Source organism: Komagataeibacter sp. NFXK3, assembly GCF_054182245.1.
In genome coordinates, this window is the sequence record NZ_JAPIVJ010000011.1 from 90,137 (window position 1) to 104,259 (window position 14,123).

Annotated in this window: 12 protein-coding genes and 1 riboswitch; of the genes, 4 read left to right on the plus strand and 8 right to left on the minus strand. The window is 64.4% G+C overall.

Annotated elements, in window-relative coordinates; all coding sequences use genetic code 11:
* Positions 1-22 precede the first annotated feature (22 nt).
* Entirely contained in the window at positions 23-1,129 is a 1,107-nt protein-coding gene (locus OQZ28_RS12690; RefSeq protein WP_458136336.1) for a hypothetical protein, read from the minus strand.
* 316 nt (positions 1,130-1,445) lie between these two features.
* On the opposite strand from OQZ28_RS12690, the gene panB reads away from it, so the two are divergent.
* Positions 1,446-2,276, plus strand: coding sequence for a 3-methyl-2-oxobutanoate hydroxymethyltransferase (panB, locus tag OQZ28_RS12695; RefSeq protein WP_130731201.1), 831 nt, complete (start codon positions 1,446-1,448; stop codon positions 2,274-2,276).
* Positions 2,273-3,646 (plus strand): MFS transporter, encoded by a 1,374-nt coding sequence (locus tag OQZ28_RS12700; RefSeq protein ID WP_458136337.1) that lies wholly within the window; start codon positions 2,273-2,275, stop codon positions 3,644-3,646. The genes panB and OQZ28_RS12700 overlap by 4 nt, the downstream gene beginning before the upstream one ends.
* On the opposite strand, the gene OQZ28_RS12705 is transcribed toward OQZ28_RS12700, so the two are convergent.
* Positions 3,595-5,925, minus strand: coding sequence for a TonB-dependent receptor (locus tag OQZ28_RS12705; protein WP_458136338.1), 2,331 nt, complete (start codon positions 5,923-5,925; stop codon positions 3,595-3,597). The genes OQZ28_RS12700 and OQZ28_RS12705 overlap by 52 nt on opposite strands.
* Positions 5,926-6,095: 170 nt before the next feature.
* On the opposite strand from OQZ28_RS12705, the gene phoU reads away from it, so the two are divergent.
* Both phoU and OQZ28_RS12715 read left to right on the plus strand, forming a co-directional pair.
* Entirely contained in the window at positions 6,096-6,800 is a 705-nt protein-coding gene (gene phoU / locus OQZ28_RS12710) for a phosphate signaling complex protein PhoU (protein ID WP_130731267.1), read from the plus strand.
* Positions 6,801-6,805: 5 nt separating this feature from the next.
* Positions 6,806-7,534, plus strand: a complete 729-nt coding sequence (locus OQZ28_RS12715; RefSeq protein ID WP_130731198.1) for a response regulator — start codon at positions 6,806-6,808, stop codon at positions 7,532-7,534.
* Positions 7,535-7,603: 69 nt separating this feature from the next.
* On the opposite strand, the gene OQZ28_RS12720 is transcribed toward OQZ28_RS12715, so the two are convergent.
* The 6 genes from OQZ28_RS12720 to OQZ28_RS12745 form a co-directional block, all read right to left on the minus strand.
* Complete coding sequence (locus tag OQZ28_RS12720) at positions 7,604-8,101, minus strand: peptide deformylase (RefSeq protein ID WP_458136339.1); 498 nt, start codon at positions 8,099-8,101, stop codon at positions 7,604-7,606.
* Between the two features lie 18 nt (positions 8,102-8,119).
* Positions 8,120-8,752 carry a hypothetical protein gene (locus OQZ28_RS12725; protein WP_458136340.1) on the minus strand — a complete coding sequence of 211 codons (633 nt, stop codon included), beginning with the start codon at positions 8,750-8,752 and terminating at the stop codon, positions 8,120-8,122.
* Between the two features lie 165 nt (positions 8,753-8,917).
* Positions 8,918-9,484, minus strand: a complete 567-nt coding sequence (locus tag OQZ28_RS12730; protein WP_458136341.1) for a hypothetical protein — start codon at positions 9,482-9,484, stop codon at positions 8,918-8,920.
* 83 nt (positions 9,485-9,567) lie between these two features.
* On the minus strand, positions 9,568-9,693 hold the full coding sequence (locus tag OQZ28_RS12735) for a hypothetical protein (RefSeq protein WP_275100984.1): 126 nt from the start codon (positions 9,691-9,693) through the stop codon (positions 9,568-9,570).
* Positions 9,693-11,312, minus strand: coding sequence for a carbohydrate porin (locus OQZ28_RS12740; RefSeq protein ID WP_458136342.1), 1,620 nt, complete (start codon positions 11,310-11,312; stop codon positions 9,693-9,695). The genes OQZ28_RS12735 and OQZ28_RS12740 overlap by 1 nt, the downstream gene beginning before the upstream one ends.
* 149 nt (positions 11,313-11,461) lie before the next feature.
* Positions 11,462-11,689: riboswitch (cobalamin riboswitch) on the minus strand.
* 285 nt (positions 11,690-11,974) lie between these two features.
* Positions 11,975-14,123 (minus strand): putative bifunctional diguanylate cyclase/phosphodiesterase (locus OQZ28_RS12745; RefSeq protein ID WP_458136343.1); only part of this gene is annotated, 2,149 nt, incomplete at its 5' end.

Sequence of the window (14,123 nt, forward strand, 5' to 3'; positions counted from 1 at the left end):
CCTCCCCCTGTCCTGTCGCCTCTTATCGCCCGTCCGAGAGGGCGAAGCCGGTTTCAACCCGGTTGAGCATGGCCGTGAGTTCCGCCTGGCGCAGCGGGTCGGTGCCGGTGGTGACGTGAGCGTGCGCGCGCCGCTTCAGGCTGTCGACCATGTTGGGGCTGACTGGGTGCCCGTCGCCCTGACGCAGGAGATCGGCAAGGCTTACCCCCTGCTCATGGGCTGCATGGGCCACGGCAAAGGCCATGTGGTTGACGATGTTCTCGAACGCAAAGCGCCCGAAACGCGACTGGCACCGGCTGAACTGCTCAAGGGCCGCGGCATAGCGCGCCACGGGATCGGCCTGCCCCACGATGTGGAAGTGCCGGGCATGATGGCGGGCGGCCTGGATGTGCTCCTCACGCGCCTGATCCCATTCGCCAATGGCGGCGCATTCCGTCTCGATCAGGCAGTGCAGCGCGCGGGCGTTGAGGCTGGCGGCGACGAAATCCGCGTGGGTGATGTCATTCCACGCCAGGGGCTGGCCGGGGCGCTGCATGGCGAAGCGGAAGCCCCGATGCCCGTCAATGCCGTACACGATGGTGGTGTTGCCGCGATAGAGCGGGTCGGTGCCGGCCACCATGATGTGGCCGCTATCGGCGCGGTGCATGTAGTGCTGCCATGTCATGACATCGAGCAGCGTGTCATCATCCACGTGCCGCGCGGTGTGGCGGTGGGCGTGCTCCATGAAATGCGGCGCCGACAGCCCCGTTATGGCGCGGGGCGAGAAATCGACCTGCCACCACACGCAGGCCTTGACCAGGTGAAAGGCCAGCGAATCACGCAGCTGCGCCAGCGCCTCATCCTCGGCGGCGAGGCTGTCGCGCGCGGCATCGCACAGGGCTTTCACGGCCCCGAAGCGGTTGGCAAGCAGGTCGAGCTGCCGGGCTACGGGCTGCCAGGGGTCGAAATAGCTTACCAGGCATTCGGGGCGGGAATGCTGCAGATGCCAGGCAGACAGGGCGGTACGTGTTTCACGCATCGGGCGGTCCTTGAAGTATCTGTGGCCAGAACGGTTGGTACTGGTGGTGGAGCGGGCAGGGAAGCCCTGCATCGCACGGAACCATGCGCCACAGGGATGGGGGCGGGTCACATGGGTGGCAGGGCATGCGCCTTGTTATGAGGGTGAGGCTTGCATGGAGGGTCGTTGAGTGCCCTATTGATGTATATCATAGGCATATTATGTGATAATAGTAATTAATATCATATTAAATCCAGGACAGGTTTCTTCCCGGCCGGATGGATAGGTCCCTTTCAGTTCTGTAAGTCAACGGGGCGGCGCGTGCTGGGGTTCCGCCTGAACTGGGTGCGCATGCCCATTCAGGCAGGCAGGGGATTTGCCAAGACCGATGGCCTGCAATATCCAGATATCATCGTAACGCAATGGATATGGCAGGAAAATGGCAGGCATGGGCAAGGGCGGACAGCCCCGGCGGCGGACCATCCGCGATGTGCGCAAGGGCGGGGAGCCCGGTGTATGGCTCACGGCCTATACCGCGCCCATGGCCCGCAGGCTCGATGCGCATGTCGATGTGATGCTGGTGGGGGATTCGCTGGGCATGGTGGTGTATGGCCTGCCCGATACGCTGGCCGTGAGCATGGACATGATGATTGCCCATGGCGCCGCCGTGGTGCGTGCCTCGCAGCGCGCGCTGGTGGTGGTGGACATGCCCTTTGGCTCCTATCAGGAATCACCGCAGCAGGCCTTTCGCAACGCCGCCCGCCTCATGGCCGAGACCGGCTGTGGCGCGGTCAAGCTTGAAGGCGGGGTGGAAATGGCCGAAACCGTACGCTTTCTGGCCGAGCGCTGCATTCCCGTATGCGGGCATGTGGGGCTGATGCCGCAGGCGGTCAACGCCACGGGCGGCTTTCGCACCCAGGGGCGTGACGAGGCGCAGGCACGCAAGGTGCGTGATGATGCCCATGCCATTGCGGGCGCAGGCGCCTTTGCCGTGGTGCTCGAGGGCACGGTCGAATCCGTATCGCGCGAGATCGTGGCCGCCGTGCCGGTGCCGGTGATCGGCATCGGGGCCTCGCCTGCGTGCGATGGGCAGGTGCTGGTGGTCGATGACATGCTGGGCGTGTTCGGCACGGACACCCCGCGCTTCGTGCGCCGTTACGCCGATGTGGGCGATGTGATTGACGGCGCGGTGGCCCGCTATGCCGAGGATGTGCGCACCCGCCGCTTTCCGGGGCTGGAAGAATGTTTTGGCACCCGCCGCGCGGTCACGCCGGGATGATGCGCCCGCCCGCGCCGGTGCCGCCTCCTCCTGCCCTCCGCGTGGGGCTGAAGGAGATCGTGGCATTTGGCGCGGGTGATGCGGGGTTCAATATCATCTGGGGGCTGATGCTCAGCTACCTGGCGTATTTCTATACCGATATCTGCTTTTTCCCCGCCCGCATGGTGGGGTTCATGCTGCTTGCCGCGCGCGCGGCAAGCCTCGTGACCGATCCGGTCGTAGGATTGTGGATCGACCGCAGGCCCGCGGGCCATCAGGCCCTGCCGCTGCTGCGCGGCGGGCTCGCGCCGTTCATGGTGCTGGTGGTGCTGACCTTCGTGCCGCTGCCCCGTGGCTGGCCCATCGCCGCGCGCGGGGTGTGCGCGGGCGTGGCCTATATGGGGCTGTGCGTGAGCTACGGGGTGGTCAATACCGCCTATGGGGTCATGACCAGCCTGATTTCATCCGATCCCGCCATCCGCCTGCGCCTGGCCACGAGCCGCATGGTGGGGGCAACACTTGGCGGGCTTGCGGTCAGCATGGCCACCCTGCCTGCCGTTGATTTTCTGGGCCAGGGCAACCGGCAGGCGGGCTTTGCCCTGTTCATGATGGTGGTGGCCTGCGTGGTGGGGCTTCTGGTGTGGCTGCCCGCGCGGCTGTGCCATGAGCGGGTGGCGACGGATGGGGGCGATGTGGCCCCCCGGCAGCTCGTTGTATCACTGCTGGCCAACCGGGCGTGGCGGCGGCTGACCGGGGCCATGCTGCTGACCATGCTGGGCAGCACCTTCCTGTTCGGCACGCTGGTCTATGACGTGCGCTACGTTTTGCATGCGGGCGACCACATGGCGGGCTGGCTGCTGGGCATGATGAGCCTGATGGTGCTGGCCGGGTGCGGGCTTTCCCTGCCCCTGTGCGCACGGTGGGGCACAGGCATGGTCATGTGCCGCGGCACGGTTGCGGCGGGGAGCATCCTGCTGCTGACCTATGGGTTGCCTGTGCGGCTGGACCTGACCGGGGCGGGGCTGGCGCTGTTCGGGCTGTGCGTGGGGGTGTGCAACCCGGCCTGCTTTACCCTGCTGGCGCAGGCCATGCGGCACGAAGGCGGGGCGGATGGCCTGCACACGGTGGGGCTGGGCTGGGCGCTCAATTCCATGGCATCGAAAATGGCGTTTGACATTGGTGGCAGCCTGCTGGCGGGCGTGCTGGCGGCGGCGGGGCTGGCCAGCGGCGCGGGCCACCAGACAGTGCAGGCGCAGGCGGGCATCCATGCGGGCTTCCTGCTGGTGCCTGCCGTGCTGTACCTGCTGGCGGGCACGGTGGTGCTGCGCGGGCTTGCGGCTCAGAACCCCGTGGCGGCGGTAAACAGCACCGCAAGCCCGCCGCCCACGTAATATTGCGGCCCGTCGGCTTTGGTCAGCGTGGGTGTCGCCACGCCAGAGAGGTAATGCTGGTTGGTGATGTTGATGAAGTTCATGCGGAATTCGGGGTGCGAGAAAAACGCGTGGTCATCCATGCGGTAGCCGATTGCAAGGTTGCCCGTGGTGTGGTCGGGCATGCGCTCGTCATTCATGAAGGTTGAATACTGCCGCCCGGTATAATGCACCGAGGCCAGCCCGAAGAAATGCCCGTCATCATAACTCAGCCCCGCCGATGCCTGCAGCGTCGGGCTTTCCACCGCCATCTTGCCCCGCGTGGCCAGCATGCCGGTGGCGGACGGGATGTCGCTGTCAATGGTGGCATGCAGGTATTCGCCCGACAGGTAGGGGGCGAAGTGGTGCCACGGCCTGAGCCCGATCTCCACATCCACCCCACGTGAGGTCTGGCCGCCGCCATTGATGGTGGAATCCACCTGCGCGCCGTTCACGTTGAGCAGGGTCTGGATTTCGCGGTTGGTGAAATTGTAGTTGAACAGCGTCAGGCTGCCCACGATCAGGTCGCCATTGTAGCGGTAGCCCAGTTCCTCCGACACGGAATATTCGTTTTTAAGCTGTGTTGTGGTGCCGCTTGCGGTTACGCCCCCAAACAGCGCGCTTTCATCAGGCGTGCGGAAATTGGTGGTGGTGTTGAAGAACACCATGTGGCGCGGCGTGATCTGGTAGCGGATGGCGATGCGCGGCAGGGGTGTGGCGCTGTTGCTGCCCGCCGCCGTCTGCACGCCGCCCGATGTGGTGGTGCCGGTGCGGTCGAGCATTACTTCCTTGAAGCCCACATCCACCATCAGCTTCTTGTGCAGGAAATGCATCCGGTCGCCGATATAGAGCGCGTTGGTCTGGGAGATCATGTGGTAGCTGCCCGCGTCGACCTGCTGGCCGCTGGCATCGAGCAGGGTGCGGCTGATGCGGTCCACCCAGATGTCGGGCGCATAGCCTTGCGCGTTCACGGCGGTGAAGGGCTGGTGCTCGCTGTCATCGGAGTAGTCGTACCAGTAGCCGAACACGAGGTCATGGTTGCCAAGCTGCCAGTCGAGGGTTGCGTTGAAGCCCGAGCGGTAGCTGGTCTGGGTCCAGTTCGAGCGCACCACCGTGGCTGCATCCGCGCCGCCTGCAAGCCCGGCATCGCCCAGCGTCGTGCCGCCGGGGTCGTTGCCGTAGCTCCACTGCGCATAGGGCGTGACCTTGAGGTGCAGCCCGCGCGCCAGCATGAAGCGGGCAGGGGCGGCAAGGTAGGCAATGCGCTCGGGCTGGCGGTACAGCGCCCAGTAATCGGTGCCGCCTGCTGCGTTATTGGGGTTGTAGGTGGCGGCGAGGTTGTTGGCTGCGCCATGTACGCCCTGGGCCTGCCAGTCGGTTTTGTCGACCGGCGGGTAGTAGCTGGCCACCATCGTGTTCCATGTGCCGATCAGCGAGACCCGGTTGCCCTGACCCCACTCGCGCAGGAACTTGAAGTCGATATGCTGGCGCTCGTCATGGCCCGGCCCGCGCCAGTTATCGGTATAGCCATGCGAGTAGGACACGAAGCCCCGCAGGCCGGTATGCCCGATCTGCCCGGTTTCGAGCCGCAGGAACTGGCGGTTGGTGTTGTAGGAGCCGTAGGATACATCGGCATACCCTCCCGCCCGCATGGACGGATCGCGGAAGGTCATGCTCATCAGCCCCCCCGCCGCGTTGAGCACGGGGGAGTCGAGATCGGCCGAGCCCTGCGCGAGCGAGACGCTCTGGTAATTCTCGGTATCGGCAAACTGGCCGGGATAGCCGTTGTAATAGGCGATATCGTTGAGCGGCATGCCCTCGAGCACGTAGCCCAGCGAATCCCCGCCAAGGCCCCGCACGCTGATATTGGTCTGGGGTGAAAAGCCCAGCGGGTCGGAGGAGGAGACATTGGCGCCCGGCAGCAGGCTGACCATGTCGAACGCCGTGGCGCTCGGCGCCTGCTTGCGCATGAAATCCGTGCCGATGGTGCTGACCGATTTCGCCGCATCCTCCACCCGGATCAGCCCGCCACCGGGCTCGGTGCCCACCACGCGCTGGCTGGTCACGGTCAGCCGCTCCACCTTGCCCGTGGCAGGGGGGCGGGGCGGTTTTGTAGCAGCAGGCGTGGTGGCGGTGGTATCATCAGCCGCCGCCATGCCCGGCCCGAGGCCAATCAGGGTGCTGAGGGCGACCGTGAGCACATTCAGGCGGCCAGCGGAGGCGGCGGGGAACACAACGGGGCGGCAGGGCGGGCGCGGCATGGGGGCGTTCCTGAAAAATATCTTTTTATTTCATTATTCTGTCTCATCCGGGTGGGATATGACATCGTCTTGAACAAATCGGGGACCGATATAGTATAGTCATGCAAGGCATCGTAAGCCCCGTTATCGTGCGGAATGGCGCGGGCAGGCAGGCAAAAAGGTTGCGGGTGGTGGGACAGGAATCAGCACATATCGTACGCAGTTACGAGCAGGAACTCGAGCAGTTGCGCTCCATGATGGCGCGCATGGGCGGATTGGTGGAACGCCAGACCTCGCAGGCCGTTGCCGCCATTGCCGACCGTGACGAGAATGCCGCCGGCATCGCAGCCGACCTCGACCCGCAGGTCGATGCGCTCGAGCGTGATGTGGAGGCGATGGTGATCCGCATCCTCGCCCTGCGCTCGCCCGTGGCGGGTGACCTGCGCGAGGTGGTCTCGGCACTCAAGATTACCGGCGACATGGAACGCATTGGCGATTGCGCCGCCTCCATCGCCCGGCGTTCGCTGCGGGCCGAACTGGTGGCCTCGCGCATCTCGCTCAGCGGCCTGCGCAGCATGGGCCGCCTGGTGCAGGACAACCTGCGCCGCGCCATTGACGCCATGAGCCAGCGCAACCCCGACCTCGCGCGCGAGGTGTGGCAGTCCGACACGGCGGTGGATGAACTCTACAACGCCATGTTCCGCGAACTCGTGACCTACATGATGGAAGACCCGCGCAATATCGGGCCGTGCACCCACCTTTTGTTCATTGCCAAGAACCTTGAGCGCATCGGCGACCATGCCACCAACATTGCCGAGCGCGTGTACTACACCGCCACCGGCGAGATCCTGCCCGTGGTGCGGCCACGCGGCGGGTTCTCGGGCCAGGGAAGCTAGGGCCCGTGCAGGCTGATCAACCGCTCCGCATCCTTGTTGCGGAGGACGACGCCGCCCTGTCCGTCATGCTCACCTACAACCTCGAGGCGGCGGGGCATACGGTCATGCCGGTCGATAACGGGCTTGATGCCCTGACCGGGGTGACAAGCTGGAAACCCGACCTCGTGCTGCTGGACTGGATGATGCCCGGCCTGTCCGGGGTCGATCTGTGCCGCAGGCTGCGCATGGCGGCGGCCACGCGCTACCTGCCCATCATCATGCTCACCGCGCGCGGCGAGGAGCAGGATTCCATTCATGCGCTCGATACCGGGGCGGATGACTACCTCGTCAAGCCCTGCGGCATGGACGTGCTGCATGCGCGCGTGCGCGCGGTGATGCGGCGTAGTGCCGGGCGGGGGGCGACATCTGCCGCAGTGGCGGAGGGGGATGTCCTGACCTTTGCCGATGTCACGATCGACCATGGCGGCCGCCGCGTGTCGCGCGCGGGCAGCACCATTGCGCTGGGGCCGACCGAATACCGCATCCTGCTGCATCTCATGCGCCATCCGCGCCGGGTGTTTTCGCGCGCTGAAATTCTAGCGGCCGCGTGGGATGACCGCATCCATGTGGAGGAACGCACGGTGGATGTGCATATCCGCCGCCTGCGCCTCGCACTCAACGCCACGGGCGGGGCGGACCTGATCCGCACCGTGCGCTCAAGCGGCTACATGCTCGATGACGGCCAGGCAGACTGAAGAAAACGGATAAAGGTTTTTGGTGAAGCTTTTTTCAAAAAGCTTCGTAAAGACGCCACGTAGAAACGCTTATCTCCGCTCCAGCTTGGCATACCGCCTGAGCGCGCGCTCGCGCCGCAGGCGTGACAGGCGCCGGGTCCAGAACAGGCCATTGGTCTGGTCGATCTCGTGCTGCAGGCACGCACCCAGCAGGCCGCAGGCCTCGTCTTGCGCCACCGTGCCATCGGGGCGGTCGTAGCGTACCCGCACGCGGGCAGGCCGGCTGACGGGCGCGTGGATGCCCGGCATGGACAGGCTGCCTTCCTCCATCGTGGCGGTGTCATCCGAGCGCCAGATGATCTCGGGGTTGGCATAGACATGCGCGCCCGCGCCATCATGCAGGTCGATCACCACCAGCCGCAGGGGCTGGCCCACGTGGCTGGCGGTAATCCCCAGGCCCGGTGCCGCGCGCAGGGTATCGAGCAGGTCGTGGGCCAAAAGGGCCGTTTCGGCGCTGGTGGCGTCAACGGGGCGGGCAACCTGTTCGAGGCAGGCATGCGGGTAGCGGATGATCGGCACGATGGCCATGGCGGGTGTTCCCAGGCTTCAGTACAGGAAGGGACCGTTATCATCCGCGTTGAGGTTGGTGTAGTAGGGAATGTAGAAATTCAGGCCAAACGGGCTGTAGGTATGCTCCACGCCCGAGACGGGGCGCAGCGGCTTGACGTCATGCGCGGCAAGGCAGTCATACAGCGTCTCGCGCAGGTGGTCGGTTTCCTTGTCCGATTTCGGGGCGCCATAGAACAGGTCATGCGCGTAGGGCTTGCAGGCCTGCGGCGTGTGTTCGTAATAATTGGCGTAACGGTCCTGCTGGTTGCGCGCGATATCGGCATCCGACATCCACTGGTGGGTTGCAGCCGTTGTGCTCCACAGGGCTTTCCAGTCCGTATGCATGTGCGACAGGCGGGCAATCGCCACGCCATCCTCGCGCGTGCCATCGCCCCGCACGAGGCTGCCATGGCAGGCGAGCACCTGAACATGGTCGTTATAGACCGAACTCTTGACCGTGCCCCCTTCGAAACGGATGGCGGGCGAGGCTTTGGGCGCGCCCTGGTTTGCCGTGCGCACGATGGCCGCGCCAATGGCAGGCTGGCTGCAGTAATTGACCATGGGGCGGGGTGCATGCTGCGCGCAGGCGGCCATGGCGAGCGGAAGACATAAAGCAACAAGACGGCGCAACGGTTTTTTCCTTTTTGGCGGGGCGCGCAAACCCGTCATGCGGCGGGTTGTTCGGGCCTGATCATCAAGGCTCCATATAATGCAAAAAGAAGGCATGAAACTGTTTTTGCCTGATGGCTGCGATGTTTTTTTAAGGCAGCTGCATCCCGCGCGGCAGGCGGCGCATCACGTTGCGTATTTCCTGGGCGGTGTGAAGAACCATTTCACCAGCCCGAGTAAGCCACGGCGCCTGCGCCGTTGGGGCCTGCTGCGTGCAAGGGTCGGGTTATAGTGCAGGGTAATGCTGGCATAGTCATAGACGATGCACACCGGCGTGGGCGGGCGGGCATACAGGTCGTATGTCGCGCAATGGATCATGCTGCACACGTTATAGGCCCGGGCCGGCTGGGCGCGTGCAGGCGTGCCCGCGCCCAGAACCTCATAATCCTCAAGCTCATGCAGCACGATGTAGTCCGGCTGCATGATATGCGTGATGGCCTTTACGCCAAGCCTGCCCGCCAGTTCATGGATGGGATCATCAAAAGCATGGAGCGGATAGCGTTCTGCACCGCCGATGTTCTGGTACAGGGTCGTGCCATCATATTCCAGCTTCAGCTGGATGATGTTGCAGATGTCGAGCAGGATGAAGGTGGTCCTGCCCTGGGGGGCGCGGGGGGAACATTCCAGCCATCGGTTGTTTGCCACCGTGCGCATGATGGTGCGGACATCATCAAACCTGTCGTAGTAGGACATGGATTCCTCCCCTTTTGTTTATAGGGCGGGGGGAAGACGTAACAAGAATACAAATTTTTCAATGTAGCCCTGTGCTTTTGCCTTTACCGGGATGTATCGTTGCGGGGATTGGGGGCATTGGCCCGTCCGGGCGCGAAAAGCAGCACCATAAGCAGTAGCACGATCGCGCCCGACCAGCCCCGCGTGCGCGGGGTGGCGGGGTCGCCCATCAGAACGTAATGCTGCTGTGCAGGCCAAAAATGGCCTCGTTGCCCACGCGGCGATTATAGCTCACGCCATAATCAGGCACGCCGCCCGAGGGGTTCCACACGTACTGGAAGTCAGGCTGCATCACCATCCACGGCGTGACCTGCGCCTGATAGGTCAGTTCAAGGTGGTTTTCATTGCCCTGCACGGGGGTATAGGCGCTCAGGGCCGTGTTGCGGTCGAACTGCCGCTCGCCCGAGCTGGCGCGCCCAATGCCCCAGCCCAGCCCGATCGTGTCATTGTCGCGGCCCTTGAATGGGGCCTTGAGGTTCAGCCCCGCATCAATGGCGAAGCTGATCAGGTTGCGGTCGCCGCTATTGCCGGTGGCGCGCACGAACAGGCCCACCGACCGGGCCGATGTGATGGAAGGCCGCCAGAGCATCTGGTCAATGATGCCATATACCATCCAGTTGCCCCGGTCCCAGCGCGGGATGCCGGTGGTGTCATTCGGGCTGCCGAGCGCCTGGCCCAGATTGTTGTAGCGGTAGTCGGCAAACTTCGCGGTATCGTAATAGCCGCCCAGCTTGTACACGCCCGGCAGGCCGGGGTTCTTGGCCGCGTGCGCCATGTCGGCGGGCTGGGGGTTGAGCGCGTATTGCAGCTCGGTGATGAGCAGCGCGCCGGTGCCCATGTTGAAGTTCGTGCCGTTGGCGCCGTTATAGGTCTGGCTGGTGGGGTCGGAGTTGTAGCCAGGCGCCGAGCCGGTGGCCTGCTGGATGGGCAGGGAGTTGTAGCGGTTGCCCGGCGGGTTGTCGTCGGCCGCGGCAAACATGAAGGTGAACGTCTCGCTGGGCCGGTAGCGGATGCGGATGGCGGGAGACGACAGCGGCCACGATGGCCCGCCGCCATATAGGTTGACCGAGGGTGCCATGGGCCAGCCGAAATTGGCGTTGAGGTAAAGCGAGGCGTAATCGCTGATCAGGAATTCGGTATCGAGATCCTGCTGGCCGATCTTGACGTCGAGCTTGCCTTTGAGGAAGGACTGCTGGTACCACAGTTCGAACAGGCGGGTGGAGCGGTCGGCCTCGAACCCGCTGACGGGGTTGAAATTGGCCAGGTGATCCTGCGAGATCGAGCGCCCGCGCGTCTGTAATGCGCTGACATTGAACAGGCCGCCCTTGAGCCCAAACAGCTTCTCGGTATCGACGGTGAGCGTGGGCATGGTCACGCCATCATAGGCAGGCCCGGTGCCCGAGCCACTGGCGCCATCATTGCCTGATGGTGTGCCGCCGGTGCCGTTGCCCCATACTTCATCGACTTCCTGAATGTCGAAGCTGATGCCGTGCTTGTACAGCCATGGCCGTGCACCCCACATATTGCCCAGCAGGTTGCCGCTGGTGTCGAGCCTGTCACCGTCACCTGCGGCTTTTTCCTCCGCTTCAGCGGTGGCGCGTTCTGAATCGCGCACCGTGGCGGGGTCGATCTGCACGATCAGTGGCGTGGAGTTGCCCAGGCGGGCGCGGTCCAGCGCGATCTGGGTCTGGGCATGGGCTGCGGTGCAATATGCGCCGCCCAGGGCGCCCGACAGCAGCAGCAGGCGCGACAGGGGCTGCCGGCGTGCGGGGAGAATATGCAGTTTCATGGTGGAAACATCCCGTCAGGATGGGTCTGGCGCCAAAGGGCCAGAAGATGACGGACCAATGAAAAGGCCCGTCGCTGCTACGGCATACGGGATGTCAGCTCGGAGGGCGCATGGTCTCATATCCATCTCCGGTCATGCCCGCCCGGCGATATCGTTAAAGGACAATGGCAGGTCTCCTGACTTGCGGGTCATTGCACATCATCTCCCTTCCCGGCCGGAACCAGTGGTCGCCGTTGGCATGGCACCAGATGAAGCACTCTCCGCCTACAGTTGCGGGTACAGCTGCCGACTGCGCCCCCGGGCCTGAATACCCTGCCGGGACTTACGGCATTCCCTTTTTCACCCGTTTGCACGGGACCATTGACTTGTCGGGCAGGACTATACCGCGCGCGGATCAATGCGCAAGATCAGCGCATTATCGCCATTTCGCCATGGCAGGCGCAGCCATGGGGCACGCGCACGCAGCGCCGGGCGGTGCTGCGTGGGTGGTTATGGGCGCGTGGCCGGGGTTTCGTGCGGCGGCTGGGCTTTTTGTGCCCCGCAGGAAGGAGATGGATTTAATATGTTGATAAGAAAAGGTTTTATTAAAAAAGACAGCCATTTATGAAGCTTTTTGGAAAAAAAGCTTCACCAGAAACACTCTCATGGCCTGCAGGCCGGTTTCAGGCCGCCGGCACAGGCTCGGCCCGGCGTTCCCTGATCCATGTATCAAGGGCTGCGGTATCCATCGGGCGGCCAAAGTAATAGCCCTGTATCACGTCGCAGTCGATGTTGCGCAGCTGGGCGCACTGGGCGGCGTCCTCCACCCCCTCGGCCACCACGGTCATGCCCAGCGTGTGGCCGATGCGGATGATGGCGGTCACCACCTGGCGCACGTTGCCGGTGCTGCCAAAGCCGTTCATGAAGCTGCGGTCGATCTTGACCTCGCTTATGGGCAGGCTGGCAAGGTTGGACAGGCTGGAATACCCGGTGCCGAAATCATCCATCGACAGCCCGATGCCCAGTTCGCGGATGGCCCTGGCGGTGGCGACCGTCTGCTCGAAATTCTCGATCATGGCGGTCTCGGTCAGTTCCACGATCAGGCGCTCGGGCGGCACGCTGGTCTCGTGCAGAATACTGGCAAGCTGCGGCACGAGTTCAGGGTCCTGGAACTGGATGGCCGATACATTGACCGATACGGTGGGCACGGGAATGCCGCGGGCGATCCATTGCGCCATCTGCGCGCACGCCGCGCGCAGCGACCACACGCCAATGGCGCGGATCTGCCCGGTTTCCTCCGCCACGGGAATGAACCGCCCCGGCGAGACCATGCCCAGCACCGCATCATTCCAGCGTGAGAGCGCCTCCACGCCATGCAGCTCCCCCGTGCTGAGGTCAACCTGGGGCTGGTAGACAAGGGTCAGCCTGTTATCGGCAATGGCCTCGCGCAGGGCGGAGGCGAGGATGATGTGATCTTCCGCCTGCCGGTTCATGGAGGGGTGGAAGAAGCGGTAGCAGCACCGCCCCGCCTTCTTGGCCTGTGCGAGTGCGGTATAGGCCTGGCGCAGGGTTTCTTCCACCGCCTGCCCGTCCTGATGGGTGCTGATGCCGATGCTGCCCGAAATGTTGATGGGAATGCCATCGATCGTAACCGGCTCTTCAAGCGTGTGGATGATGCGCTCGGCCAGATGCGTGATGTTGGTGGCGTCCTGCGTGGTCAGCACCACGAATTCATCGCCCTCGGTGCGCACCAGCACGTCGCGCCCCACAATGCCGTGGCGCAGGCGGCCCGCGAGTTCAAGCAGCATCTGGTCGGCCCGGCCCTGGCCAAGCGCCTGCACGATCTTGCGGAAACGGTCGAGGTCGATGACCATGATGCTCAGCACCGTTGCAGGCGGCCGGGCCACGAGTTCGTTGAGGCGGCGGTTGAGCCACAGGCGGTTGGGCAGGCCGGTCAGCCGGTCGGTATAGGACAGGCGGATGATGGATTCACGGCTGCGCTGCTGCTCGATGGCGAGCATGGCCAGGTGCACGCAGGCATTGACAATGCGCCGGTGCCACGCCCCCGGCTGGCCGGGCGTGCGGAAATAGAGCGAGAAGCTGCCCGCCACATCCCCATTGCGCAGGATGATGGGCACCGCCCACTCCGCTGCCAGCGCGTGCTCGGCCACGACCGTGCGCAGGGCGGGCCAGCGGTCTTCCGCCGCAAGGTCGGGCACCTCCACTTCCTTTGCCGTGGCGATGGCCGTGCCGCACGCGCCGCCTGCGGTGCTGGCCTCCAGCCCCTCGAACGCCTGCAGCACGGGCAGGGGCATGGCGCCGTGGCCACCGGCATGCAGCACGCCGCCGGTGCTGAGCATGACCACGGCCAGGCAGTCCGGCGCGATCAGTTCGATGCGGCGGCACATGAAATCGAGCATCTCGCGCAGCGAGAACTGGTCCGTCAGGGCCTCGACCACGTCTCGCTGCAGGTTGCGCAGCTGCCGGTCGTGCGTGATGTCGTGGATGATGATGATGAGATCGTCCAGCGTGCCGTCATCCGCGTAATGCGGCGTGACCGCGCAGCGCAGCCACAGCGCCACGCCCTGCGGGCCACGGGCCTGTACATCCACCTCGAAGCTGGTGCGGCGGGCAAGGTGCGCGCGGAACTGGCGCAGGGTGCCGATATCGTTTTCCGCCCCGGCCAGCAGCGTGCCAAACGGCGCTGTTAAGCGGCATGGAAAAGTGACCCCTTCGGAAGGGGGACAGGCAGCCAAAAACGACCCCTTTCTGAGAAACGGGTTCACGATGGCCTTCATGCTGAATGGAGGCCCGGTTTGGGATGCTTGTTGT

Excerpts from the sequence above, each read along its gene's own strand:
- panB (WP_130731201.1), top strand. The coding sequence starts at position 1,446 with ATGGGCAAGGGCGGACAGCCCCGGCGGCGGACCATCCGCGATGTGCGC.
- OQZ28_RS12700 (WP_458136337.1), top strand. The coding sequence starts at position 2,273 with ATGATGCGCCCGCCCGCGCCGGTGCCGCCTCCTCCTGCCCTCCGCGTG.
- OQZ28_RS12705 (WP_458136338.1), bottom strand. The coding sequence starts at position 5,925 with ATGCCGCGCCCGCCCTGCCGCCCCGTTGTGTTCCCCGCCGCCTCCGCT.
- OQZ28_RS12720 (WP_458136339.1), bottom strand. The coding sequence starts at position 8,101 with ATGGCCATCGTGCCGATCATCCGCTACCCGCATGCCTGCCTCGAACAG.
- OQZ28_RS12730 (WP_458136341.1), bottom strand. The coding sequence starts at position 9,484 with ATGTCCTACTACGACAGGTTTGATGATGTCCGCACCATCATGCGCACG.
- OQZ28_RS12735 (WP_275100984.1), bottom strand. The coding sequence starts at position 9,693 with ATGGGCGACCCCGCCACCCCGCGCACGCGGGGCTGGTCGGGCGCGATC.
- OQZ28_RS12740 (WP_458136342.1), bottom strand. The coding sequence starts at position 11,312 with ATGAAACTGCATATTCTCCCCGCACGCCGGCAGCCCCTGTCGCGCCTG.